The 25,415-nt window shown below is 74.5% G+C and carries 4 protein-coding genes; 3 read left to right on the forward strand and 1 reads right to left on the reverse strand.

The features are described 5' to 3' along the window. Positions 1-27 precede the first annotated feature (27 nt). On the reverse strand, positions 28-22,077 hold the full coding sequence (locus tag ACWCQK_RS11420) for a non-ribosomal peptide synthase/polyketide synthase (RefSeq protein ID WP_451154395.1): 22,050 nt from the start codon (positions 22,075-22,077) through the stop codon (positions 28-30). Between the two features lie 167 nt (positions 22,078-22,244). Between ACWCQK_RS11420 and ACWCQK_RS11425 the strand changes: the two genes are divergently transcribed. The 3 genes from ACWCQK_RS11425 to ACWCQK_RS11435 all read left to right on the forward strand — a co-directional run bounded on the left by ACWCQK_RS11425 (position 22,245) and on the right by ACWCQK_RS11435 (position 25,346). After that, complete coding sequence (locus ACWCQK_RS11425; protein ID WP_451154632.1) at positions 22,245-23,270, forward strand: FecCD family ABC transporter permease; 1,026 nt, start codon at positions 22,245-22,247, stop codon at positions 23,268-23,270. A gap of 74 nt (positions 23,271-23,344) precedes the next feature. Beyond that, complete coding sequence (locus ACWCQK_RS11430; RefSeq protein WP_451154634.1) at positions 23,345-24,391, forward strand: FecCD family ABC transporter permease; 1,047 nt, start codon at positions 23,345-23,347, stop codon at positions 24,389-24,391. 4 nt (positions 24,392-24,395) lie between these two features. Beyond that, positions 24,396-25,346, forward strand: coding sequence for an ABC transporter ATP-binding protein (locus tag ACWCQK_RS11435; RefSeq protein WP_451154397.1), 951 nt, complete (start codon positions 24,396-24,398; stop codon positions 25,344-25,346). The last annotated feature ends 69 nt before the right edge of the window (positions 25,347-25,415 follow it).

A 25,415-nucleotide genomic window follows, 5' to 3' on the forward strand; every position in this document is an offset into this window, starting at 1 on the left:
TGGATGGGTGGACGGGATCGGTCGGGCTCAGTGCGGACGCGGGGTGGACCCGGCCCGGTCGACGAGGGCCCGCAGTGCGCGGAACCAGGTCTGCGCGAGGTCCTGGACCGACTCCTCGGGAAGCACTCCGGGGGCGAAGGTCCAGTGGGCGGTGAGGCGGGGACCTCCGGGGAGGTCCTCGGTGAGGGAGTTCACGGTCAGGGCGTGGGACAGGGGCATGTCCGGATCGCCGTCCAGGTCCGCGGCGTCGTCCTCGGGGGCGTACGACCAGTCGGTGGCCTCGGGGACCCCGAAGCGGCCCATGTAGTTGAACTCGATCTGGGGGCTGTCCAGCCGGGCGAGGCGGGGCCCGGTGACCGGGTTGAGGTGGCGCAGCAGACCGTGGCCGACGCCCGCGGTCGGGAGGGCGGCCAGGTGTTCCCGCACGCGTGCCAGCGCCTCGTCGAGCGCGGGTCCGCCCGCGAAGGCGTCGGCCAGGTCGACGGCGCCGGGGTCGAGCCGGACCGGCACGACGCTGGTGAACCAGCCGACCGTGCGGGACAGGTCGGCGTTGCCCGCGAGTTCCTCCTCGCGGCCGTGGCCCTCCAGGTCCACGAGTACCGCGCCGCCCTCGCCGCCCTCCGTGCGCCGTCCGCGCCAGTCGGCGACGGCCAGCGCCAGCGCGGTCAGCAGCACGTCGTTGACGGTCGCGCCGAACGCGCTCGGCACCCGGCTGAGCAGCGGCGCCGTGTGGTCCGCGGGCAGGGTCAGGGACAGGCTGCGCGAGGTGGCGGTGACGTCGAGCCGCGGGTCGAGCGGCCGGGTCACCGGGAGCGGGGGCGCGTCGGCCAGGATCGCCGTCCACAGCGGCAGTTCGTCCTCGCGGGCCGGTTCCTGGGCCCGCTCGGCGAGCAGGCGCGACCAGCGGCGGAACGAGAGGTCGACCGGGGCCAGGGCCGGGGGCCGGCCGGCGGCGACGTCCTGCCAGGCGGCGGCGAGGTCGGGCAGCAGGACGCGCCAGGAGACACCGTCGACGACCAGGTGGTGGACCAGCAGGAGCAGCCGCCCCGGCGCGTCCCGGCCGGCGTCGAACCAGACGCCCTGCACCATCCGACCGGCGTCGGGGTCGAGCCGGTCCTGCGCGGCGCGGGCGTGCTCGGCGACCGCCGCCCGCAACGCGGGCTCGTCGGCGCCCGCCACATCCACCCGCACCAGCCAGGACGCCGCGTCCACCTGGCCCGGCGGGGGCACCTGGAGCGACCATCCCTCGGCGGGGCCGGTCCGGGCCAGACGCGCCCGCAGCAGATCGTGCCGGTCCGTGACCGCCTGGAGCACGGCGTGCAGTCCGGCCGGGTCGAGAGCCGCGGGCGTCTGGACGAAGGCGACCTGGTGGTAGGCCGCGATCGGGCCGCCCAGCTCCCGCAGCGCGTGCATGATCGGCGTCAGCGGCACGGTCCCCGAGCCGTCGTCGTGCGTCGGGCCGCCCGTGGCCGGGTCCAGCTGGACGGCGACGGCGGCCAGGGCGGCGACCGTGCGGTGCTGGAAGACCTGGCGCGGGGTGACCCGCAGTCCGGCGGCACGTGCCCGGCTGACCAGCTGCATGGCGACGATGCTGTCGCCGCCGAGCGTGAAGAAGTCGTCGTCGGCGCCGATCTCGGGCAGGCCGAGCACGTCGGCGAAGTGCGCGCACAGCGCCCGTTCCAGGTCGCCGACGGGCTCGCGGCCGCCCACCGCGAGGGTGAACTCCGGTACCGGCAGCGCCTTGCGGTCGAGCTTTCCGTTGGGCAGCAGCGGCAGCTCCGCCAGGACCAGTACGGCGGCCGGGACCATGTAGTCCGGCAGCGCGGCGGCCACGAAGGCGCGCAGTTCGGCGGGGTCCGGGGCCGGAGCCCGGTCGGCGGGCACGACGTAGGCGGCCAGCTGCTTGAGCCGGGGCCGGTCCTCACGCGCCACCACCACGACCTGGCCGACCCCTTCGTGCCGGTCCAACGCCGCCTCGATCTCGGCGAGTTCGATCCGGAAGCCGCGGATCTTGACCTGGTCGTCGGCGCGCCCGAGGTAGTCGAGCCGCCCGTCCGCGCTCCAGCGGGCCAGGTCGCCGGTGCGGTACATGCGGGTGCCGGGAGCGCCGTAGGGGTCGGCGACGAACCGCTCGGCGGTGAGGTCGGGCCGGCCGAGGTAGCCGCGGGCCAGCCCCTCGCCCGCGAGGTACAACTCGCCCGTCACGCCCGGCGGTACGGGCCGCAGGGCCGCGTCCAGGACGTAGGCGCGGGTGTTGCCGACCGGGCGGCCGACCAGCGGGCGGTCGCTCTCCCCGACGCGGGCGGCCAGGGCGTCGACGGTGGCCTCGGTGGGGCCGTAGAGGTTGAACGCGGCGGTGGACTCCAGCGCGGCCAGTTCGCTCCACAGGGCGTCCGGTACGGCCTCGCCGCCGACGCCGACCACCGCCAGCGGGCAGCTGCCGTCCTTGATCAGGCCGGTGTCGGCCATCTGGGCCAGGAAGGACGGCGTGACCTCGATGAAGTCCAGCCCCTGGCGCCGGATCGCCTCGGCGGTCAGTTCCGGGTCGCGCCGGGTCTCGTCGTCCAGGATGTGCAGGGCGTGCCCGTCGAGCAGCCACAACTGTGGCTGCCAGGAGGCGTCGAAGGAGAAGGACCAGGCGTGCCCGACCCGCAGCCGGCGCCTTCCGGTGGTCTCCTTGGCGAGGTCGTGCAGCGTGCGCCGGTGGCTGTGGAAGAGGTTGACCACGCTGCGGTGGCAGACCACCACGCCCTTGGGGCGGCCGGTGGAGCCGGAGGTGTAGATGACGTACGCGGGGTGGGACGGGTCGGGTCCGGCGGCCGGGTTCCCGGCGGGCTGGGCGGCCAGCCGTACGGCCGTCTCGTCGGTGTCCAGGAGCAGGCGCGGTACGTCGCTGTCGGGCAGGTCCGCGGCGAGCGCCCCGGTGGTGACGACGAGCCGGGGCCGGGCGTCGTCGAGCATGGCGAGGACGCGCTCGGCGGGCAGGTCGGCGTCGATGGGCAGATAGGCCGCACCCGCCTTCAGCACGGCGAGGATCGCCGGCATGAAGTCCGCCGTGCGCGGCAGCGACAGGGCGACGACGGTCTCGGGCCCCGCGCCATGCCCGACGAGCAGCCCGGCGAGCCGGTTGGCGCGCTCGTTCAGCTCGGCGAAGGTCCAGACGACGGGTCCCGCGACCACGGCGACCGCGTCCGGGGCCTCGGCGACCTGGGCCTCGAAGAGCGCCGGAACGGTCGTCGGCGCGCCGGGGGCGGCGGGCAGGGCGGTGTCGTTCCAGGTCTCCAGGACGGTGTGCCGGTCCTCGGCGGTGAGCAGGTCGACCCGGCCGAGCGGCTGTCCGGCGTCGGCGGTCATCGCCTCGAAGAGCCGGACCATCGCGGCGGAGATCCGCTCGACCATGTCCTGGTCGAACAGGTCCTCGCGGTACTCGGCGGTGAGCGTCAGCCGCTCGGCGGGCTCGACGGCCCAGGTGAACGGGTAGTGCGTCGAGTCCTGGTGGTCGCGCACCTCGGTGCGCAGCCCGTCGTCGGCTCCGAGGCCGGGTCCGCCCGCGTCGGGGTAGGACTCGAACACGATCAGCGTGTCGAACAACTCGCCCAGGCCGGCCTGCCGTTGGATGTCGGACAGTCCGACATGCTGGTGCGCGATCAGCTGGGACTGCTCGTCCTGGAGGCGGTCGAGGAACGCCGACAGCGGTTCCCGGTCGTCGACCCGGACGCGTACGGGCACGGTGTTGATGAACAGGCCGATCATCGACTCGACCCCGTCCAGCTCCGGCGGCCGTCCGGAGACGGTCGCGCCGAAGACGACGTCGGTGCGGCCGGTGAGCCGGGCGAGCACGATGCTCCAGGCGCCCTGGACCAGGGTGTTGACGGTCAGGCCGCGCGCACGCGCGAGGGCCGTCAGCGCCTCGGTGAGGAGCGGGGTCAGCAGCGTGGTGCGGGTCGCGGGCACCGCCGGAGTCCGGCCCGGGTCGGCGGGCACGAGGTGCGTGGGCTCCGCCAGGCCGTCCAGCGCGCCCGCCCAGGCGGCGGCGGAGGCCTCGGCGTCCTGGCGGCCGAGCCAGGCCAGGTAGTCGCGGTACGGCGCCGGGGCGGGGAGTTCCCTGCCCGCGTACAGCTCGGACAGCTCCCGGGTCAGCCGCGGCACCGACCAGCCGTCCAGCAGCAGGTGCTGGTGGGAGAGGACCAGCCGGTGCCGTTCCGGTCCGACCTTGACCAGCATCAGACGCAGCAGCGGCGGCTCGGCCGGATCGAACCGGCGCCGTTCCTGGGTCAGACAGCGGGTCCACCGCTCTTCCCGGGCCGTGTCGTCCAGGTCCGAGAGGTCGACGTGCCGCCAGGGCAGCACGGCCGTACGCGGCACCACGGCGACCGGCCGGCCCGAGGCGAGATAGCGGAAGGCGGCCCGGAGGTTGCCGTGCCGGTCGAGCAGCGCCTGACCGGCCCGGCGCAGCCGCCCGCTGTCGAGCGGGCCGTCGAGGTCGTAGGACACCTGCACGGTGTAGACGTCCGGGCCGTCGGCGCCGGAGTCGAACGAGGCGTGGAACAGCAGTCCCGCCTGGAGCGGCGACAGCGGCAGGACGTCGACGGCGCCGAGGCCGGCGAGCTCGGCGCGCTCCTCGTCGGTCGGCGCGCCGAACAGGTCGGCGCCGGGCGAGGTGTCGGCGCGTGCGTCCAGGTCACCGGCGACGGCCGCCAGTCCGGCCGCCGTCTTGTGCCGGAAGACGTCGCGGGGGCTGACCGCCAGTCCGGCCGCCCGCGTGCGGGCGACGAGTTGCATCGCGACGATGCTGTCGCCGCCGAGGGTGAAGAAGTCGTCCTCGACGCCGACCCGTTCCAGGCCCAGGACGGCCGCGATCAGGCCGCACAGCACCTCCTCGCGCGCGGTGCGGGGCAGGGTGCCGGTGGTCTCGGCGGCGAAGTCGGGGGCGGGCAGGGCCTTGCGGTCGAGCTTGCCGTTCGGGGTGAGCGGCAGCGCGTCGAGCGTGACGAAGGCGGCCGGGACCATGTGTCCGGGCAGTGCGGCCGCCGCGTGGGCGCGCAGCGCGGCGGCCTCGGGCATCGCGCCGGGGGCGGGGACGACGTACGCGACGAGCCGCTGTGCGCGGGCGACGACGCAGACGTGGGCCACCGTCCCGTGCCGGGCGAGGACGGTTTCGATCTCGCCGGGTTCGACGCGGAAGCCGCGGATCTTGACCTGGTCGTCGGTCCGGCCGAGATACTCGACCACACCGGCGCCGGTCCACCGGGCGAGGTCGCCGGTGCGGTACATCCGTGAGCCGGGAGCGCCGTACGGGTCCGCCACGAACCTCTCGGCCGACAACCCGGGCCGGTCGAGGTATCCCCGGGCGAGCTGGACGCCCGCGAGGTAGAGCTCTCCCGCCACCCCCGGGGGAACCGGCCGCAGCGCGCCGTCCAGGACGTACAGCCGGGTGTTCCACACCGGGCGGCCGATCGGGACGGTGTCCACGCCGGGCGTCACCCGGATCGCCGTGACGTCGACGGACGCCTCCGTCGGCCCGTACAGGTTGTGCAGTTCGGCCGGCAGCAGCGCGTGGAAGCGGCTCGCGAGGTCGGCGGGCAGGGCCTCGCCGCTGCACAGCACGCGGCGCAGCTCGGTGCAGCGCGCGGCCGAGGGCTCGTCCAGGAAGGCGCGCAGCATCGACGGGACGAAGTGTGCCGTGGTGATGCCCTGTTCCCGGATCAGCGCGGCCAGATAGGCCGGATCCCGGTGCCCCTCGGGGCGGGCGATCACCAGGGTCGCCCCGGTGATCAGCGGCCAGAAGAACTCCCACACCGACACGTCGAAGCTGGACGGCGTCTTCTGCAACACTCGTTCCCCGGCGCCCAGTCCGTACGTGTCCTGCATCCACAGCAGCCGGTTGACGATGCCCTCGTGCGGCACCACCACACCCTTGGGACGTCCGGTCGAACCCGACGTGTAGATGACGTAGGCGGGGCTCGACGGGTCGTAGGAGGTGGGCGGTTCGTCCTCCGGGCCTGACGGCAGCGCGTCCTCGACGACACACACCGGCTGGGCGTCCGCCAGCATGGACGCGAGGCGTTCCGGCGGATAGTCGGCGTCCAGCGGCAGATAGGCGGCGCCGGCGCGCTGCACCGCGAGCAGGGCGACGACGAGGTCCGTCGAGCGGGGCAGCGCGACGGCCACCGTGCGCTCCGGGCCCGCGCCCAGGCCCGCCAGCACCCGGGCCGTGTGCTCGACCCGCTCGTCCAACTCCGCGTAGGTCAGCCACTGTTCGCCGAAGACCAGGGCGGGTGCGTCGGGGGTGCGCGCCACCTGCGCCCGGAACAGCTCCGGCAGCGTGGTCGGCACCACGTCGTGGGCGGTGTCGTTCCACCGCTCGACGACCAGCTGCCGCTCGGGCTCGTCCAGTACGTCGAGATCGCGCACCGGGCGGGCCGGATCGCCCGCCACCTGTTCCAGCAGCCGCACCAGCCGGCGGGCGAGCAGCTGTGCCGTGCCGTGGTCGAAGAGGTCGGCGCTGTACTCGATCCAGCCCTGGATGCCCTGCCCTTCGCCCTGCTCGATGAAGTCGAAGCTCAGGTCGAACTTGGCGCCGCGCTGTCCGAGCGGCTCGCGCCGTGCCGTCAGGCCCGGGAGGTCGGGGGTGGCGCCGGGGTCGCCGAGGTGGACGACCATCACCTGGAACAGCGGGTGGCGGGCGAGGGAGCGCTCCGGGTTGAGGGCCTCGACCAGCCGCTCGAAGGGCAGGTCCTGGTGGTCGTAGGCCGCGAGGTCGCTCTCGCGGACCCGGCGCAGGAGTTCGGTGAAGCCGGGGGTGCCGGACAGGTCGGTGCGCAGGACCAGCGAGTTGACGAAGAAGCCGACCAGGTCCTCCAGTCCCTCGTCACCGCGTCCGGAGACCGGCGCCCCGAGGGGGATGTCGTCGCCCGCGCCGAGCCGGTGCAGCAGCGCGGCCACGGCGGCCTGGGCCACCATGAACATGCTGGCGCCCTCGTCGCGGGCCAGGTCGCGCAGCGCTCTCTCCAGGTCCGGGGTGACGGTGAAGCCGACGGTGCCGCCCGCGTGGCCGGACTCGCGCGGACGCGGCCGGTCGGTGGGCAGCGTGAGTTCCTCGGGGAGGCCGCGCAGTCGTTCGGTCCAGTGGGCGAGCAGTTCGTCGGCGCGCCCCGCCAGCAGTTCGTCCTGCCACAGGGTGTAGTCGGCGTAGGTCGCGGGCAGCGGTCGCCAGTCGGGGGCGCGGCCGGCCGCGCGGGCCGCGTAGGCGGTGCCCAGGTCGGCGAGGAGCGGCCGGTCGGACCACTCGTCGGTGGCGATGTGGTGGAGCAGGAGCAGCAGGATGTGTTCGTCGGGGCGGCCGGTCTCGAACAGGGTGACCCGCAGGGGGATCTCGCTCGCCAGGTCGAAGCCGTGCGCGGCGGCCTCGGCCAGCCGCTCGGCGGGTTCGGTGGCGATCGTGACCCGGGCCTGCTCCGGTGCCAGGACGTGCTGGTACGGCAGGCCGTCGGCGTCCGCGGGGAAGACCGTGCGCAGGGTGGCGTGCCGGGTGAGCAGGTCGCCCACCGCGGCCTCCAGCGCGGCGCGGTCGAGCGTGCCGGTGAGCCGCCAGGCGGCGGGAATGTTGTAGACGGGGGTGGGTCCCTCGACCTGGTGGAGCAACCACAGCCGGCGCTGGGCGGAGGACAGGGGCAGCCGGGCGGGCCGGGTCCGGTCGGCGGTGAGTGCGGGGCGGGCGGCCGTGCGGGCCTCGCCCAGGCGGGCCGCGAGCCGGGCCACGGTCGGCGCGTCGAAGACCGCGCGCAGGGTCACCTCGGCGTCCAGGGCGGTACGGATACGGCTGACCAGGCGCATCGCGAGCAGCGAGTGGCCGCCGAGGGCGAAGAAGTCGTCGTCGACACCGACGCGGTCGACGCCCAGGACGGCGGCGAACTGCTCGCACAGCACCTCCTCGTGGAGGGTGCGCGGCGGGCGGCCGCCGGGGGTGGCCGCCCGGTCCGGTGCGGGCAGCGCGGCGCGGTCCAGCTTCCCGTTGATCGTGCGGGGCAGCGCGTCGAGCGGTACGAAGGCGGCGGGCAGCATGTGCTCGGGCAGCGTGGCCGCGAGATGGGCCCGCAGCGACGCCGGGTCGATCGTGGCGGACCCGGCGGAAACCGCGTACGCGACGAGCCGGCGTGTGCCGGGGGTGTCCTCGCGCACGACGACGGCCGCGGTGGCGACCGACGGGTGCGCGGTGACGGCGGCCTCGATCTCGCCGAGTTCGACGCGGAAGCCGCGCAGTTTCACCTGTTCGTCGGCGCGGCCGAGGAGGTGCAGGGTGCCGTCGGCGCGGCGCCGGGCGAGGTCGCCGGTGCGGTACATGCGCTCGCCGGGGGCGCCGAACGGGTCGGCGACGAAGCGTTCGGCGGTGAGCGCGGGGCGGCCCAGGTAGCCGCGGGCCAGTCCCTCGCCCGCGAGGTACAGCTCGCCGGGCACGCCGACGGGGGTGGGCCGCAGCCGGTCGTCGAGGACGTGGACGCGGATGTTGTCGACGGGCGCGGCCCAGGCGGGGCGTCCGGTGTCACCGTCGTGCCGGCCGTACGCGTCGACGGCGCACTCGGTGGGCCCGTACAGGTCGTGCGCGGCCGTGCCGGGCAGGTCGGTCAGCCGCTGCCACAGTGCGGCGGGGATGGCTTCGCCGCCCACCGTGATCACGGCGGGGACCGGGCCGCCGGGGGCGAGGAATCCGTGGTGGGTGAGTTCGCCCAGGTAGGTGGGGGTGAGGTCGACGTAGTCGATGCCGCGGTCGGCCAGGAGGGCGAGCAGCGCGGCCGGGTCGAGCATGGTGGCCTCGTCGGCGATGTGCAGTTCGTGTCCGGCGAGCAGCCACAGCAGCGGGTCCCAGGACCCGTCGAAGCTGAACGAGGTGGTGTGGACGGCGCGCAGGACGGGTCGCCCGGCGTCCGCGACGGCGGGTCCGATCAGATCCCGCAGATGGGAGCCGAAGAGGTTGCTCAGGCCGCGGTGGGTGCCGATCACTCCCTTGGGGGTGCCGGTGGAGCCGGAGGTGTAGATGGTGTAGGCGGCGGCCTCGGGGTGGTACGTACGCGACGGCAGGCGGTCCCGGGCCGGCAGCGGTCCGTCGAGGAGCAGCGGTTCGAGGCCGGCCGACGCGGGCAGCCGGCCGGCCGCCGTGGTGGTGGTGAGCAGGCAGACCGGTGTCGCGTCGGCGAGCATGAACTCCAGGCGCTGGGCCGGAAGATCGAGGTCGAGGGGCAGATAGGCGGCGCCCGCGCGGAGCACGCCGAGCAGGGCGGGAACCATCTCCTGCCGGGGCAGGGCCAGGGCCACCACCGTGCCCTCGCCCGCGCCGTGTCCGAGCAGGAGGGCGGCGATGGTGTCGACGCGGGCGGACAGTTCGGCGAAGGTCAGGCTCCCGGCGGCGGTGACCAGGGCGGTGCGTCGCGGGTGCGTGGCGGCCGTGGCGGCGAGGAGCTCGGGCACCGTCCGGGTCTGCACCGGGTGGGCGGTGTCGTTCCAGGCGCCGGTGGCCGCCGCGCGCTCGGCCTCCGTGAGCAGGTCGAGGGCGGCGAGCGGCAGGTCCGGGGCGTCGGCGGCCCGCCGCAGCAGCAGCAGGAGCCGCTCGACCACGAGCGCGGCGGACTCCGGGTCCAGCAGGTCGGTGGCGTACTCCAGAAGCAGGGAGACGCGGCCTCCGACGCCCTGGTCGACGAAGGTGAAGTCGAGGTCGAACTTGGCCTGGCCGGTGTCCATGTCGAACCACTCGGTGGGCAGGCCCAGCAGGTCCGGGTCGCCGTCGGGGCGGTAGTGGTAGCCCAGCATGACCTGGAAGAGGGGGTTGCGGCCCGCCGTGCGCGCCGGGTTGACCGCCTCGACGACCGCGTCGAAGGGCAGGTCCTGGTGCTCGAAGGCCACCAGGTCGGACTCCCTGACCCGGCTCAGGAGCTCGCGGAACGTGAGGTCCGCTCCCGACAGGTCGGTGCGCAGCACCAGGGTGTTGACGAAGAAGCCGACCAGTTCGTCGAGGGCGCTGTCCGTGCGGCCCGCGATGGGCGCGCCGAGCGGGATGTCGTCGCCCGCGCCGAGGCGGTGCAGCAGCGCGGCCGTGGCGGCCTGGAACAGCATGAACATGCTGGTCCCGGTCGCCCCGGACAGCTCGCGCAGCGCCGCTCCCACCTCGGCCGGTAGCTCCCGGCGCAGGACGGCGCCCTGTCCGGTGGGCACAGCGGGACGCGGCCGGTCCAGGGGCAGCGCCAGTTCCTCGGGCAGGCCGCGCAGGGTCTCGGTCCAGTGGGCGAGCTGCTGTTCGCCGACCTGTTCGAGGAGTTGGGCCTGCCAGAGGGTGTAGTCGGCGTACTGCACGGGCAGCGGCGCGCGGTCCGGCTCGGTGCCGGAGATCCGGGCCGCGTACGCCGCGTCCAGGTCGGCCAGGAACGGCCGGTCGGACCACTCGTCGGTGACGATGTGATGCAGGACCAGGGCCACCACCCAGTCGTCCGCCGCCAGCCGGAACACGTCGACACGCAGGGGGAGTTCACGCGCCAGGTCGAACGGGTGGCGCTGGGCGGCCTCGATCAGCGCGGGCAGTTCCGCCCGTGTCCGGTCGGTCACCGTGAACGGGACCTCCGCCTCGTGCACGGGGAGGATGCGCTGGTAGGGCTCACCGTCCTGTTCCGCGAAGACCGTGCGCAGCGACTCGTGGCGCGCGACGACGTCGTGCAGGGCCGTGCGCAGCGCGACCGGGTCCAGTGCGCCGCTCAGCCGGAAGACCAGCGGGAAGTTGTAGGCGACCCCGCCGCCGGTGATCCGCTCCACCAGCCACAGCCGGCGCTGGGCGGCGGAGAGCGGGATGCGCTCGGGCCGGTCGCCGAAGGGGGTCACAGCGGGGCGGGCGGGTCGTCCGCCGTCGGCGCGGGCCGCGAGCAGTTCGGGGGTGGGAGCCTCGAAGAGGTCGCGGATCGCCAGTTCGGCGCCCAGTTCGGTACGGGCCCGGCTGATCAGCCGGGTGGCGAGCAGGGAGTGTCCGCCCAGGTCGAAGAAGCCGTCCTCGGCACCGGCCTCCGGCAGCCCCAGCACCTCGGCGAAGAGTCGGCAGAGCACCTCTTCCTGGGGGGTGCGCGGGCCCCGGCCGGTGCCGAGCGCCACGGCCGGTTCGGCGTCGGGCAGTGCGCGGACGTCCAGCTTGCCGTTGTCGTTCATGGGCAGCCGGTCGAGGGTGACGAAGGCGGCCGGGACCATGTAGTCGGGCAGCCGGGTCTTGAGGTCCTCGCGTACCCGGCGGACCAGCGCGTCCGCGTCACGGGCGGCCGTCGGGGAGTTGGCGTACGGGGGTTCGCCGCCGCCGGTCCGGTAGAGACCGGCGGTCACCCGGGGCTCCTGGTCGGCGCGGCTGAACACGGCTTCGTAGTGGCCGAGTTCGCGCGACCAGGTGGTGTGGACGCGGTACCCGAGCGAGGCGCCGAGCGCGTGCAGCTCCTCCGGGTCCGCTCCCCCGCCGGGCACGTCCGGCCGACCGGTCCGGTCGGCTGTGCCGCCCTCCACGCCGACGGGCCGGCCCTCGTCCAGCGCGCGCTGGGCGGCCAGTTCGCCGGCGGTGCGGGCGTCGGGCACCGAGGTGACACGCAGCAGCGGCGGCCGTTCCTCGCGCAGCCGGGCCCGGAGGTCTTCGCGGGACCAGGCCAGCTCCGGGGCGTCGGTGAGGTCGAAGGGCTCGGCGCCCTCGCGGTAGAGGACGGCGTCGTAGCGGTGCCGGGACAGTTCGTTGTGGTGGTGGCCGCGCTTGGTGCGCAGGTCGACACCGTGGCCGAGGGTGGTGAAGTAGTCGGGGTCGACGAGGAGTTCCTTCTCCAGCCGCAGTCCGCGCCCGGCCGCCTTGCGGACGGCCTCCGGGTCGGCGTCCGCCGTGGCCCGGGCGAGCTGGACGGCAGTGTGGAAGGTGCGGGCGAGCCGCAGGTTGCGCACGTCGCCGACGAACAGCGCGCCGCCGGGCCTCAGCAGCCGCATGGCGCCCTGGACGACCTCGGTGAGGTAGTCGATGCCGGGGAAGTACTGGATGACGGAGTTGATGACGACGGTGTCGAAGTAGTCCTCGGGCAGGCCGTCGGTGTCGTGGGCGGGCCGGCAGCGCAGCTCGACCTTGGCGGCCAGCGCCGGGGCCTGGCGCAGGTCCTCGCCTAGCTTGCGGATCACGGGTGCGGCGAAGTCGGTCGCCCAGTACGCCTCGGTCTCCGGGGCGAGGCGCGACAGCAGCAGGCCGGAGCCGACGCCGATCTCCAGGACGCGGCGCGGGCGCAGTTCGCGGATGCGGGCGACGGTCCGCTCACGCCACTCGCTCATCTCCTCGAAGGGGATGGGCTGTCCGTCGTAACTGCTGTCCCAGCCCGCGTAGTCCTCGGTAAACAGGGCGGTGCTGATCCGCTCGTACTCGTCGGAGTAGACGTCCTGCCATTCGCCGACGTGCTCGCGGGCCACCGACCGCGCTTCCTCGCCGGAGCGTTCGGCGGGGACGACATAGCCGATCAGGCGCTGGGTGCCGGGGGCGGAGGGGTCGTCGCGGGCGATGACGGCGGCCTGGGCGACGCGAGGGTGCTGGGTGAGCGCGGTCTCGATCTCGCCCGGTTCGACGCGGTAGCCGCGGACCTTGACCTGGTCGTCGGTGCGGCCGAGGAAGTCGAGGTTGCCGTCGGGGCCGCGGCGCACGAGGTCGCCGGTGCGGTACATGCGCTCGCCGGGGGCGCCGAACGGGTCGGCGACGAACCGTTCGGCGGTCAGGGCCGGCCGGTCGAGGTAGCCGCGGGCCAGTCCGACACCGGCGATGTACAGCTCGCCCGGCACTCCCTCGGGCACCGGCCGCAGCCACGCGTCCAGGATGTGGGCGCGGGTGCCGCGGATCGGCCGGCCGACGGTCGGGGTGGCGCTGTCGAGGGTGCCCCCGCCGAGGGTGTTGATGGTGTACTCGGTCGGGCCGTAGAGGTTGTAGCCGTACGTGCCCTCGGTGTCCCGCAGCCGGTTCCACACCGTCTCCGAGACGGCCTCGCCGCCGAGCAGGACCAGCGGCGGCCGGTGGCCCTCCAACAGTCCCTGCTCCATGAGGAGATGGGCGTAGGTGGGGGTCACGTTGACGACGTCGACGCGGTGGGTCTCGCAGTACGCGACCAGGGCCTCGGCGTCGCGCCGCAGCTCCTCGTCGCAGATGTGCACCTCATGGCCCTCCACCAGCCAGAGCAGTTCCTCCCACGACATGTCGAAGGCGAAGGACACGGTGTGCGCGATGCGCAGCCGCCGTCCTCCGGCCGCGGCGATGGCCGGGGCGAAGATCTCCTTCTGGTGGTTGAGCTGCATGTTCGTCAGACCGCGGTACGGCGTGACGACGCCCTTGGGGCGGCCGGTGGAGCCGGAGGTGTAGATGACGTACGCCGGGTGCTCCAGGCTGAAGGTCCGGCGCGGCGGATCGGCGGGGAGCGCGAGGAGTTCGGCCGCCACGGCCGGATCGTCGAGGAGGACGCGGGGCGTCGCGCCGGCGGCTCGGCTCAGGCGTGCCGAGACGGCGCGGGTGGAGAGCAGCAGGGCCGGGCGGGCGTCGTCGAGCATCGTCGCGAGCCGGTCGTCCGGGTAGTCCAGTTCGAGCGGCAGATAGGCGGCGCCGGTGCGCAGCACGGCGAACAGGGCGACGACCATGTCCAGGGAGCGGGGCAGGCCGAGGGCGACGATCCGCTCGGGCCCGGCTCCCCGGGCCAGCAGGAGCCTGGCCACGCGGTTGATCCGCGTGTCGAGTTCGGCGTAGGTGAGGGTGGTGTCGCCGAAGACGAGCGCGGTGGCGTCGGGGGTGGCCGCGGCCTGGCCGGTGAGCAGGTCGGCGATGGTGTCCACGGGGTCGGCGACCCGGCTCGCGGCCCGTTCGCGGGCCAGCTCGGCGCGTTCGGCGGGCAGCAGCGGGTCGAGACGGCCCACCGGGGCGGTCAGGTCGTCGCCGAGGCGTTCCAGCAGCAGGGTGAAGCGGTCGAGAAGGGCTTCGGCGCGCGGGCGGGCGACGATGTCGGGCCGGTGGGCCAGCATGACCTGGATGCGCTGCCCCGGGGTGACGACGAGGTTCACCGGGTAGTGCGTGGCGTCGACGTTGGCGACGGCGGTGGCGCCGTGCCGTTCGGCGAGTTCGGCGAGCCGCTCCTCGGTGTCGCTGTTGCGCAGCACGAACAGCGTGTCGAAGAGCCGCCGGTGGCCGGTCTCGGCCTGGAGGACACCGAGACCGAGGTACTCGTACGGCATCACGGCGAGCCGTTCGTCCTGGACCCGGCGCAGCAGGTCGAGGACCGGCTCGGCCGGGTCGTAGGCGATCCGGGCGGGGACGGTGTTGAGGAACATGCCGATGACGTGCTCGATGTCGGGCACCTCGCTCGGCCGGCCCGCGACGGTGGTGCCGAAGACGACGTCGGTACGGCCGGTCGCGCCGGCCAGGGTCAGGCCCCAGGCGGCGGTGAGCACCGAGTTGAGGGTCAGGCCGTGCCGTCGCGCCGTGTCGCGCAGCCGCTCGCCCAGTGCCGCGGGGAGGGTCGCGTCGAGCCGCTCCGGGATGTCCGGTTCAAGGCCCTGGTCGGCGGCGGCCAGGAGGGTGGGCTCCTCCAGACCCGCGAGGGCGGTGCGCCAGGCGCCGGTGGCGACCTCGGTGTCCTGGGCCTCCAGCCAGGTCAGGTAGTCCCGGTAGGAGCCGGGCGCGGGCAGGGCGACGGCGTCGCCGCCGGACTCGTACAGGGCGAAGAGCTGGTCCAGGAAGGTCCAGGCGGACCAGCCGTCCCACAGCAGCAGATGGCGGCCGACGACCAGCCGGTCGCCGCGCTCGGCGCCGAGCCGGACGATCAGCATGCGGAAGAGCAGCGGGCGGGTCAGCTCGAAGCGCCGGGTGCGTTCCGCGTCCATCAACTCGGCGAGCCGTGTGTCCTGTTCGGCGGCGGGCAGCGCCGACAGGTCGGCCTCTTCGATCGGGATCCGCGGGTCGCTGACGATGAACTGGACCGGCTGGCGCAGCCCGTCGCTGGTGAACCCGGCGCGCAGGCTGGGGTTGCGGTCCAGCAGCACCCGGGTGGCCGCGCGCAGCCGGTCCGCGTCGAGCGGGGTGGCGAAGTCGAAGGACTCGTGGACGGTGTAGACGTCCAGGGCGCTGTCGTCGTACGTGGAGTGGAAGAACAGGCCTTCCTGGAGCGGGGCCAGCGGCCAGATGTCCTCGACGGGCCCGGGGCTGAGCCGGTGGACGCGCTCGGTCTCCTCGGCGGTGAGGGCGAAGGCCGAGGTCAGCGGGCGGGCCGGCGCGGCGCTGACGGCGGCGGCGGCGAGGGCTGCCGGGGTGCGGTGCGCGAAGACGTCGCGGGGGTTCAGTTCCAGGCCGGCCCGGCGGGCGCGGCTGGAGACGCCGATGGAGGTGATGCTGTCGCCGCCGAGCATGAAGAAGTCGTCGTCGATGCCGACCTCGTCGAGCCTGAGGACCGCCGCGAAGATCTCGGTGAGGGTCCGCTCGCGCGCGTCACGCGGGGCGCGCGCCTCGGCCCGTACCGTCCGCGGGGCGGGCAGCGCGGCCCGGTCGAGCTTGCCGTTGGGGGTCAGCGGCAGGGCGTCCAGGACGACACAGGCACCGGGCACCATGGGCGCGGGCAGCGACTCGGCCAGCGCGGCCAGGACTTCGCCGGGTTCCGGGGCGGCACCGCGGGCGGGGACGACGTAGGCGACGAGGGCGCCGCCGGTGACGGTGACGGCGGCCTGGGCCACGGCGGGCTGCCGGGTCGTGGCGGCCTCGATCTCGCCGAGTTCGACGCGGTTGCCGCGGATCTTGACCTGGCGGTCGGTGCGGCCCAGGTACTCGATGACACCGTCGGCGCGGCGGAGCACCAGGTCGCCGGTGCGGTACATGCGCGCGCCGGGGGCGCCGTAGGGGTCGGCGACGAACCGTTCGGCGCTCAGGCCGGGGCGGGCGTGGTAGCCGCGGGCCAGCTGGACCCCTGTCAGGTACAGCTCGCCGGGGACCCCTTCGGGGGCCGGACGCAGGCAGGCGTCGAGGACGCGCAGGCCGGTGTTCCAGACCGGGCGCCCGATGGGAACGGTGGCGCCGGCAGTGCTCTGGGCGCCGTCGTAGGGATGGTGGGTGACGTCGACCGCGGCCTCGGTGGGGCCGTACAGGTTGTGCAGGGGTACGCCGGTCAGCTCGTGCCAGCGGGCCGCGGCCGCGGCGGGCAGCGCCTCGCCGCTGCTGAAGGCACGGCGGAGTGACGCCGCCCAGGCGGGGTCGCCGGTGATCTCCTCGGCCTGGAGGAAGGCCTCCAGCATCGAGGGCACGAAGTGCAGTGTGGTGACCCGCCGCGCGCGGATCAGGTCGGCCAGGTAGGCGGGGTCTCGGTGTCCGTCGGGACGGGCGAGCACCACGCCCGCGCCCTCGCACAGGGCCCAGAAGAACTCCCAGACGCTGACGTCGAAGGCGGCCGGGGTCTTCTGGAGCACCCGGTCGTCGGCGGTCAGCCCGTACTGGCCCTGCATCCAGGCGAGCCGGTTGACGATGGCGCGGTGGGTGACGACGACACCCTTGGGGCGGCCGGTGGAGCCGGAGGTGTAGATCAGGTAGGCCGGGTCGTCGGGGTCGGCGGGGACAGACGGGCCGACGGGCCCCGCGTCGGACGGGGTGTCCACGAGGAGCGCGGTGAGGCCCGGCACCGACGGCAGGCGTGGAGCCGTGGCGGTGGTGGTGACGACCGTCGTCGCGCCGGAGTCGGTGAGCATGTGGGTGACCCGGTCGGCGGGGTAGTCCAGGTCGACGGGGAGGTAGGCCGCGCCGGACTTCAGCACGCCGAGCAGGGCGACCATGAGGCCGGCCGAGCGCGGGACGGCGACCGCGACGACCGTGCCCGGGCCGCAGCCCCGGGACCGCAGCCGATGTGCCACCTCGGCGGCTCGCACGTCGAGTTCGCGGTAGGTGAGGGTCTCCTCCTCGTGGACGACCGCGAGTGCGTCGGGGGTGCGGGCGACCTGCGCCTCGATGGCGGCGGCGAGGGTGGTCCGCGGCACCTCGACCCGCGCGCCGGCCGGGTGGGCGTCGGCCAGTTCCTCCGGCGACAGCAGTTCGAGCTCGGCGGCGGTCTGTCCGGGGTCGGCCGCCAGGGCGTTCAGGATGCGGGTGAGCCGGTCGGCGATCCGGTGCACGGCCGGGGCGTCGAGGCGCTGAGTGTGGTGCTTGAGGCGCAGATCCAGCCGGCGGCCGGGCTTCACGATGAGCGCGAGCGGGTAGTGGACGGCGTCGTGGAACTCGTGGCCGGTGAGGCGGACCGTGCCGGAGGCGTCGGCGAGGCCGGTCGCGGCCGGGTAGTTCTCGAAGACGACGAGGGTGTCGAAGAGTTCGCCGCTGCCCGCGAGTCCGGCGACGCGCTGGAGCTCGGCGAGTCCGAGGTGCTGGTGGTCCAAGAGCCGGGCCTGCTGGTCCTGGAGCCGGCCGAGCAGCGCGCCGAGCGTGTCGGCGGGCTCCCAGCGGAACCTGGTGGGCAGGGTGTTGATGAAGAGGCCGATCATCGACTCGATGCCCTCGACCTCGGCGTCCCGGCCGGAGACCGTGGTGCCGAACACCACGTCCTGCCTGGCGGTCAGCCGCCCGAGCAGCAGGCCCCAGGCGCTCTGCACGACCGTGCCGAGGGTGACGCCCAGTTCGCGGGCGCGGGCCGACAGCCGGGCGGTGGTCCGCTCGGACAGCTCGACGCGGACCTGCGCGGGCTCGATCGGTGTGCCGTCGGCGGGCGTCCCGACCAGCCGGGTCGGTTCCTCCAGTCCGGCCAGGGCGCCGCGCCAGGCCTCGCGGGCGGCCTCCCGGTCGGCCGCGGCCAGGCCGCGCAGATAGGAGCGGTACGGCGTGACCTCGGGCAGGGCGGCCGGGGTGTCGCCGTAGCACGCCATCAGCTCGCGGTGCAGCACGGGCAGCGACCAGCCGTCAGCGACGATGTGATGAAAGGTCAGCAGCAGCCGGCTGCGGTTCCCGGGGAGACGCACGAGCGCGCAGCGCATCAGCGGCGGCCTGGCGAGGTCGAAGCGGCGGGCGCGCTCGTCGGCGGCCACGGCGTCGGCGAGCTGCGCCCCGACCTCGGTGTCCTGGGCGGACAGGTCGACCTCGCGCCACGGCAGGTCCACTCCGGCGGCCACGATCTGTACCGGCCGGCCGTCGGAGAGCGGGCGGAAGCAGGAGCGCAGCGGGGCGTGCCGGTCCAGGACGCGCTGGGCGGCGCGGCGCAGGACCTCGGCGTCGACCGGCCCGGACAGCTCCAGTGCCTGCTGGACGACGTAGGCGTCGTGGTCCGCGCCGTCCACCACGGAGTGGAAGTAGAAGCCTTCCTGGAGCGGGCTCAGGGGGGTCAGGTCCTCGACGGTGAGCGGGTGTCCGCCCTGGAGTTCGGCGCGTTCGGCCTCGGTCAGCGTCAGCAGCGGGGTGTCGTCCTCGGCTGCGGACGGCCCGGTCGTCTCGACGGCGGCCTCGGCGAGCGCGGCGACCGTGCGGTGCCGGAACACGTCCCGGGAGCTGAGGCGCAGTCCGGCCCTGCGGGCCCGGACGAGGAGTTGGATGGCGGTGATGCTGTCGCCGCCGAGCGCGAAGAAGTCGTCGTCGATGGTGGCGGAGCGCAGGCCCAGCACTTCGGCGTAGGCCGCGCACAGCAGTTCCTCGCGGGCGTCGCGGGGCGGGCGGCCGGAGCTGAGGGCGGCGTAGTCCGGTGCGGGCAGCGCGGCGGTGTCGAGCTTGCCGCTGGGGGTGACCGGGAGGCGGTCGAGGGGCACGACGGCCGCGGGGACCATGTACTCGGGGAGCCGCTCGGCCGCGTGGGCGCGCAGGGACTTCATCAGGGCGGTCACGTCACGGAAGGGGGCCGGGCGGTTGGCCGTCGGGACGGTTCCGTTCGCCTCGTAGAGTCCGGTGTGCGGCGGCTCGCCGAGGGTGTAGAGCACGTCGAGGCCGCCGTCGTCGGCGGCGCCGTTCCAGGTGACGGCCACCCGGTGCCCGTGCCGGGCGCCGAGCGCGTGGAACGCCTCCGGGTCCGGGGCGTCGGCGGGTGCCGGGGTGCGGCTGCTGTCGTCGAGGGCCGTCAGCGCGGCGAGGTCCTCGGCCAGACGGGCGTTGGGCACGGCCGTGACGCGCAGCGGGGCGTGGCCGTCGGCGAGCAGCGCGCCGAGGGTGTCGAGACCGCCGAGCGCGGTCCAGGGGACGATGTGCGGTACGGCGGTGTCCGGGGCCGGGGCCTCGCGGTCGGTCCGCTTGCGCAGCACCACGTCGTAGCGGTAGCGGGTCAGTTCGTTGTGGTGGGTGCCGCGCTTGACGCGGACGTCGGCGTCGAAACCGTCCAGCGTGGCGAAGAAGTCGGGGTCGAGGAGCAGTTCGCCCTCCCACGCCACCGAGCGCTCCACCGCGGTGCGCAGGGCCTGCTTGTCCTGGGGGTCGGTGGCCCGGCGGGTCTCCACGGCCGTGCGCAGACAGCGCAGCAGGCGGGCGTTGCGCACGTCGCCGACGAACAGGCTGCCGCCGGGGGCGAGCAGCTCTCCGGCGGCGCGCAGCACCTCGGCGAGGTAGTCGGCGCCGGGGAAGTACTGGGCGACGGAGTTGAGGACGACGGTGTCGAAGTGACCTCGGGGCAGGCCGGTGGTGTCGTGGGCGGGCCGGGCGCTGAGCCGGACCCAGTCGGCGAGCCCGTCGACGGTCTCCACCTGGGCCTGGAGCGCGCGTACCGCTTCCTCGGAGAGGTCGGTGCCCCAGTACGTCTCACAGCCGGGTGCGAGGCGGGAGAGGATCAGGCCGCTGCCGACGCCGATCTCCAGGACCCGGCGGGGCGCGAGCTCCTCGATGCGGGCGATCGTGGCCTCGCGCCACTCCCGCATCTCCCGCACGGGGATGGGCAGGCCGTCGTACATGCTGTTCCAGCCCGCGAAGTTCTCCCCGAAGCCGCGGGAGTCCTCCGGGCGGCCTTCGGCGCCCGCGGCGGCGTAGAGCAGTTCGTGGAGGTCCTTCCACTCCTGGACCTGCTCGGTGGCGTCCCGGTCCGCCGCGGTCTCCAGCGAGGGGACGACGTAGGCGGCGAGCCTGCGGTCGCCGGGGCGGTCCTCGCGGATCACGACCGCGGCCTGGTCGACGGCGGGATGGCCGCGCAGGACGGACTCGATCTCGCCGGGCTCGATGCGGAATCCGCGGATCTTCACCTGGGCGTCGGCCCGGCCGAGGAACTCCAGGCGTCCGTCGGCCTTCCAACGCACCAGGTCCCCGGTGCGGTAGAGCCGTTCGCCGGGTTCGCCGAACGGGTCGGCGACGAAGCGCTCGGCGGTCAGGTCGGGGCGCCCGAGGTAGCCGCGGGCCAGTCCGGCGCCGCCGAGGTACAACTCGCCGGGCACGCCCGCCGGTACGGGCTTCAGGCGGGCGTCGAGGACGTAGGCGCGGGTGCCGGGGTCGGGGACGCCGATGGGCACGATGGTGCCCGCGGGGGTGTCGGGGTCGCACAGACCGAGGGTGGAGTTGGTGGTGGCCTCGGTGGGGCCGTAGGCGTTGAACATCATCCGGCCGCGGGCGTAGCGGCCGACCAGTTCGGGCGAGACCCGCTCGGTGCCGGCCAGCAGCGTGGCGGGGGGCAGTTCGACGTCCTCGGGCATCGCGGCGAGCAGGGCCGGCGGGAGGATCATGAAGGTGATGCCGTGCGCGTGGGCGTAGTCGGCGAGCGGGGCGCCGGGCACGCGCAGTTCGGTGGGCACGACGACGAGCCGGCCGCCGGAGAGCAGGCCGAGGCACAGGTCCCAGAAGGCGACGTCGAAGCTCGGCGAGGCGAACTGGAGCACCCTGCTGTGCGGTCCGATCCCGAACCGCTCGGTCTGGGTGGCGACCAGTCCCGCGACACCGGCGTGGGAGAGCACCACGCCCTTGGGGCGGCCGGTGGAGCCGGAGGTGTAGATCACGTAGGCGGCGCCCGCGACCGCCAGCGGGCCGCGGTCGGCGGGGCCCGGGTCGTGGGCGGGGCGGGCCGCCAACTCCCCCACGGTGCCGGGCTCGTCCAGGACCAGCAGGTCCATGCCGTCGCACGGGGGGATGTCGGCGGCCACGTCGGCCGTGGTGATCAGGCAGGCGGGGGCGGCGTCGGCCAGCATGTAGGAGATGCGGTCGGCCGGGTAGTCGGTGTCGACCGGGAGGTAGGCGGCGCCCGACTTCAGCACGGCGACCTCGGCGACGATCAGTTCGGCCGAGCGGGGCACCGCGAGGGCCACGACCCGTTCGGGTCCGGCGCCCCGCGCGATCAGGGCGTGGGCCAGACGGTTGGCGCGCTCGTCGAGTTCGGCGTACGTCAGGCGCGTGTCCTCGAAGACCAGCGCGACGGACTCCGGCCGCAGGCGCACCTGTTCGGCGAACATCTCGGGCCAGGTGCGCGGGGGGACGGCGTGGTCGGTGTCGTTCCACTCGTCCAGGATGCGGTCGCGTTCCTCGGCGCCGAGCAGCTCCAGTTCGCCGACGGGGGCGTGCGGCCGGGCGAGGGCGTCGGCCAGGAGGGTGGCGTAGTGGTCCGCGGTGCGTCGCACGGTCGCGGTCCCGAAAAGATCCTGACGGTACGTCATTTGTATTGCGTACGCTTCGACTTCGAGCGTCAGGTCCAGTGGGGCCTGTGTGCCGGACTCGGAACCGGTGTGCAGCGACGTGTTGAAGAAGAGGCCGCCGCCGCGCGTGGGCTCCGGGCGCAACCGGGCCACCAGCACGTCCGGTCCGACCCGGTGGGCCCGTGCCTCCGCGACGGCCTCGGCGACCCTGCGCACCAGCTCCGTGAATCCGGTACCGCCGTCCAGCGCGACCCGGATCGGCAGCCCCTCGTACCCGACGGTGATGTCGTGGGTGCCCGCGTAGCGGTGCAGCAGCGCCACGTACGCCGCCAGCAGGGTCACCTCGTCGGCCGTGCGGTCCAGCGCGCGGCTCAGGGTCCGCCGCTCTCCGGCCGGCCCGGCGGGATACGGGAAGTCGACCGGCAGGGTGGCCTCTTGGGGCAGCGGATCGAGCCGGCGGCGCCAGTACTCCACCGCCGCGGCCTCGTCGGGACCGGATACACGTTCTTCGATGCCGGACACAGCTGACCGTGCCTCCCGAGTGCGCGGAACCGGCTGAGCCGGAGGACCGCGGTCATACTAAGGTAAGGATTACCTAACCAAAAGCCCCTGGTCTCGGCTCGCGCCATCTCGCCCACTACGATTAAGGTCTGCCTAACCTAAGGGAGTTGGCTGTTGGAGACCGCACGGTGACCGGGGGCGAGCGGTTGCGCCCCGTCCTTCTCGTGGCGCTGCTGAGCGCCGCCCTGATCGGGCTCTGCCTGCTGTCGATCGCGGTGGGCGCGGCCGGGATCCCCCTGGACCAGGTGGTACGGGCGCTGTTCGGCCGTCCGCCGAGCAGGCTCGTGGAGAACATCGTCTGGACGGCGCGCGTGCCCCGCACCACGCTGGGCCTCACCGCCGGGGCGGCGCTCGGCCTGTCGGGCGCGCTCATGCAGGCGCTGACGCGCAACCCGCTCGCCGACCCCGGGGTGCTCGGGGTCAGCGCCGGCGCCTCGTTCGCGATCGTGCTGGCGGTCGGCGTGCTGGGACTGGGCTCCTTCTACGGATACGTCTGGTTCGCCTTCGCGGGCGCCCTCGCGGCGAGCGTGCTCGTCTACCTGCTCGGCAGGCTGGGGCGCTCCGGACTGACCCCGGTCAAACTGGCGCTCGCGGGCGTCGCGGTGACCTCGATGCTGTCCTCCCTCACCAGCGCGATCGCGCTCACCGACCCGGACGCGCTGGACCGCTTCCGCTTCTGGTCGGCGGGCTCGATGGCCGACCAGGACGGGGCCACGGTCCTGCGGATCCTGCCGTTCCTCGCCGTCGGCACCGTGCTGGCCCTGGCCTGCGCCCCCGCGCTCAACAGCCTCGCCCTGGGCGACGACGTGGCGGCCTCGCTCGGCCGGCGGCTGGGCCTGGTCCGGCTCCAGGGCGTCACCGCGATCACCCTGCTGACCGGGGCGGCGGTCGCGGTCATCGGCCCGGTCGTCTTCATCGGGCTGGTCGTCCCGCACATCGCCCGGGTGCTGGCCCGGGCGGCGGGCATCGGCCCGGACCACCGCTGGCTGCTGCCGCTGTCGGCCGCGCTCGCCCCCTGCCTGCTGCTCGCCGCGGACATCGTCGGCCGGGTCGTCGCCCGGCCCACCGAGGTCCAGGCGGGGGTCATCGTCGCCTTCATCGGCGGCCCGTTCTTCATCGCGCTGGTCCGCCGCCAGCGCCTGGCGGAGGTGTAGCCGTGTCCGACTCCCCCGCCACCACGGACACGGCGAAGTCGCCCGCGGACACCGCCGGTTCGCCCGAATCGCCCCTGTCCTCCTCCCTCCGCGCCTACCGGCTGGCCGTGCCGCCCGTCTCCGGGCTGCTGCGGCCGCGGCTGGTGGCGCTGTGCCTGGTGCTCGGCGCGGGCACCTTCCTGCTGTTCTGCTGGGGCCTGACGATCGGCGACTACCCGATCTCGTTCACCGACGTCGTACGGGCCCTCGGCCGCGCCGGCGACCCCGGCACCGTCCTGGTTGTGCAGGACCTGCGGCTGCCGCGCGCCCTGGTCGGACTGCTGGCCGGGATCGCCTTCGGTGTCTCCGGCGCGCTGTTCCAGACCATGACCCGCAATCCGCTGGCCAGTCCGGACATGATCGGCCTCACCCAGGGAGCCGGCACCGCCGTGGTCGCGGGGCTCGTCCTCGGCTGGGACGGGGGCCTGGGCACCCAGACCCTCGGCCTGTTCGGCGCGCTGGCCTCGGCGCTGCTCGTCTACGTCCTGGCCTGGCGGCACGGCACCACCGGCTACCGGATCATCCTGGTGGGCATCGGGGTGTCCTGGATGTGCGCCAGCGCCACCGACTACCTGATGGCCAAGGGCGGACGGTTCGAGGCGCAGGCCGCCCTCGGCTGGCTGGTGGGCAACCTCAACGGCCGTACCTGGGGCGAGACCCGGCCCCTCGCCGTCGCGCTGCTGGTCCTGCTGCCGACGGCGCTGCTGTTCGGCCGGCTGCTGCGCGTCCTCCAGCTGGGCGACGATGTCGCCACCGGCCTCGGCACCCGGGTCCAGCCCGTACGGCTCGCCATCCTGCTCACCGGCGTCGGGCTCATCGCGTTCGCCACCGCGGCGGCCGGTCCGGTCGCCTTCGTGGCGCTCGCCGCCCCCCAGATCGCCCAGCGGCTGGCGCGCACCGCCTGGCCGCCCACCGTCGCCTCGGGGTTCACCGGGGCCGTGGTGGTCCTGGGCGGCGACCTCATCGCCCGCACACTCGTCCCCGGCACGGAACTGCCGGTCGGCATCGTCACCGGCGTCCTCGGCGCGCCGATCCTGCTCTGGCTGCTCGTCCGCGCCAACCGCGCGGGTTCAGGAGGTTGATCCCATGTCGGCTGATCCCCTGTCGGCTGATCCCTTGACGGCCGACCCACTGTCGGGCGACCCGGGAGACCCGGCCGAACCGACCGGCCCCGGCGACCCGGGCGACCCGGCCGACAGCGGCCCGGCGGTCGGCCCGGACCTGCGGGCGAGCGGTCTGCGACTGGCGTACGACAGCCGGCTGGTGGTGGACGGCCTGGACCTGGTCGTCCCGCCGGGCCGGATCACCGCGATCGTCGGCGCCAACGCGTGCGGCAAGTCGACCCTGCTGCGCGCCCTGGCCCGGCTGCTCACCCCCCGGGCCGGCTCCGTCCGGCTGGACGGCCGGGCGCTGCACTCGCTGCCGTCCAGGGAACTCGCCCGGCGCCTGGGCATCCTGCCGCAGAGCCCGGTCGCGCCCGAGGGACTGACCGTCGTCGACCTGGTCAACCGCGGCCGCTCACCGCACCAGACCTGGTGGCGGCAGTGGTCGCGGGCCGACGAGCAGGCCGTGCGGCGGGCCTTGGCCGCCACCGGGATGACCGGCCTCGCGGACCGGCCGGTCGACGAGCTCTCCGGCGGGCAGCGCCAGCGCGCCTGGATCGCCATGGCGGTCGCGCAGGGCACCGAGGTGCTGCTCCTGGACGAACCGACGACGTATCTCGACCTGGCGCACCAGATCGACGTGCTGGACCTGATCACCGACCTCAACCGGCGGGAGAACCGCACTGTCGTGATGGTGCTGCACGACCTCAACCAGGCCTGCCGCTACGCCGACCACGTAGTCGCCATGAAGGCCGGACGGATCGCGGCCCAGGGCACCCCGGCCGAGGTCATCACCGTCGAAACGGTGGAGGACGTCTTCGACCTCACCTGCCGGATCACGACGGACCCGGTCAGCGGCACCCCGCTGGTGATACCGATAGGGCGGCACCACGCCGCTCCCTCCCTGGAGACGGCCACGCGGGCCGCCGACTGAACACCCCGCGCGTCCCGGGTCCCGGGCGGTCGCACGGACACCCGCGCGACCGCCCCCGGGCGAAGGCGG

This window comes from Streptomyces sp. NPDC002306, from assembly GCF_053593435.1.

Excerpts from the sequence above, each read along its gene's own strand:
- ACWCQK_RS11435 (WP_451154397.1), top strand. The coding sequence starts at position 24,396 with ATGTCGGCTGATCCCCTGTCGGCTGATCCCTTGACGGCCGACCCACTG.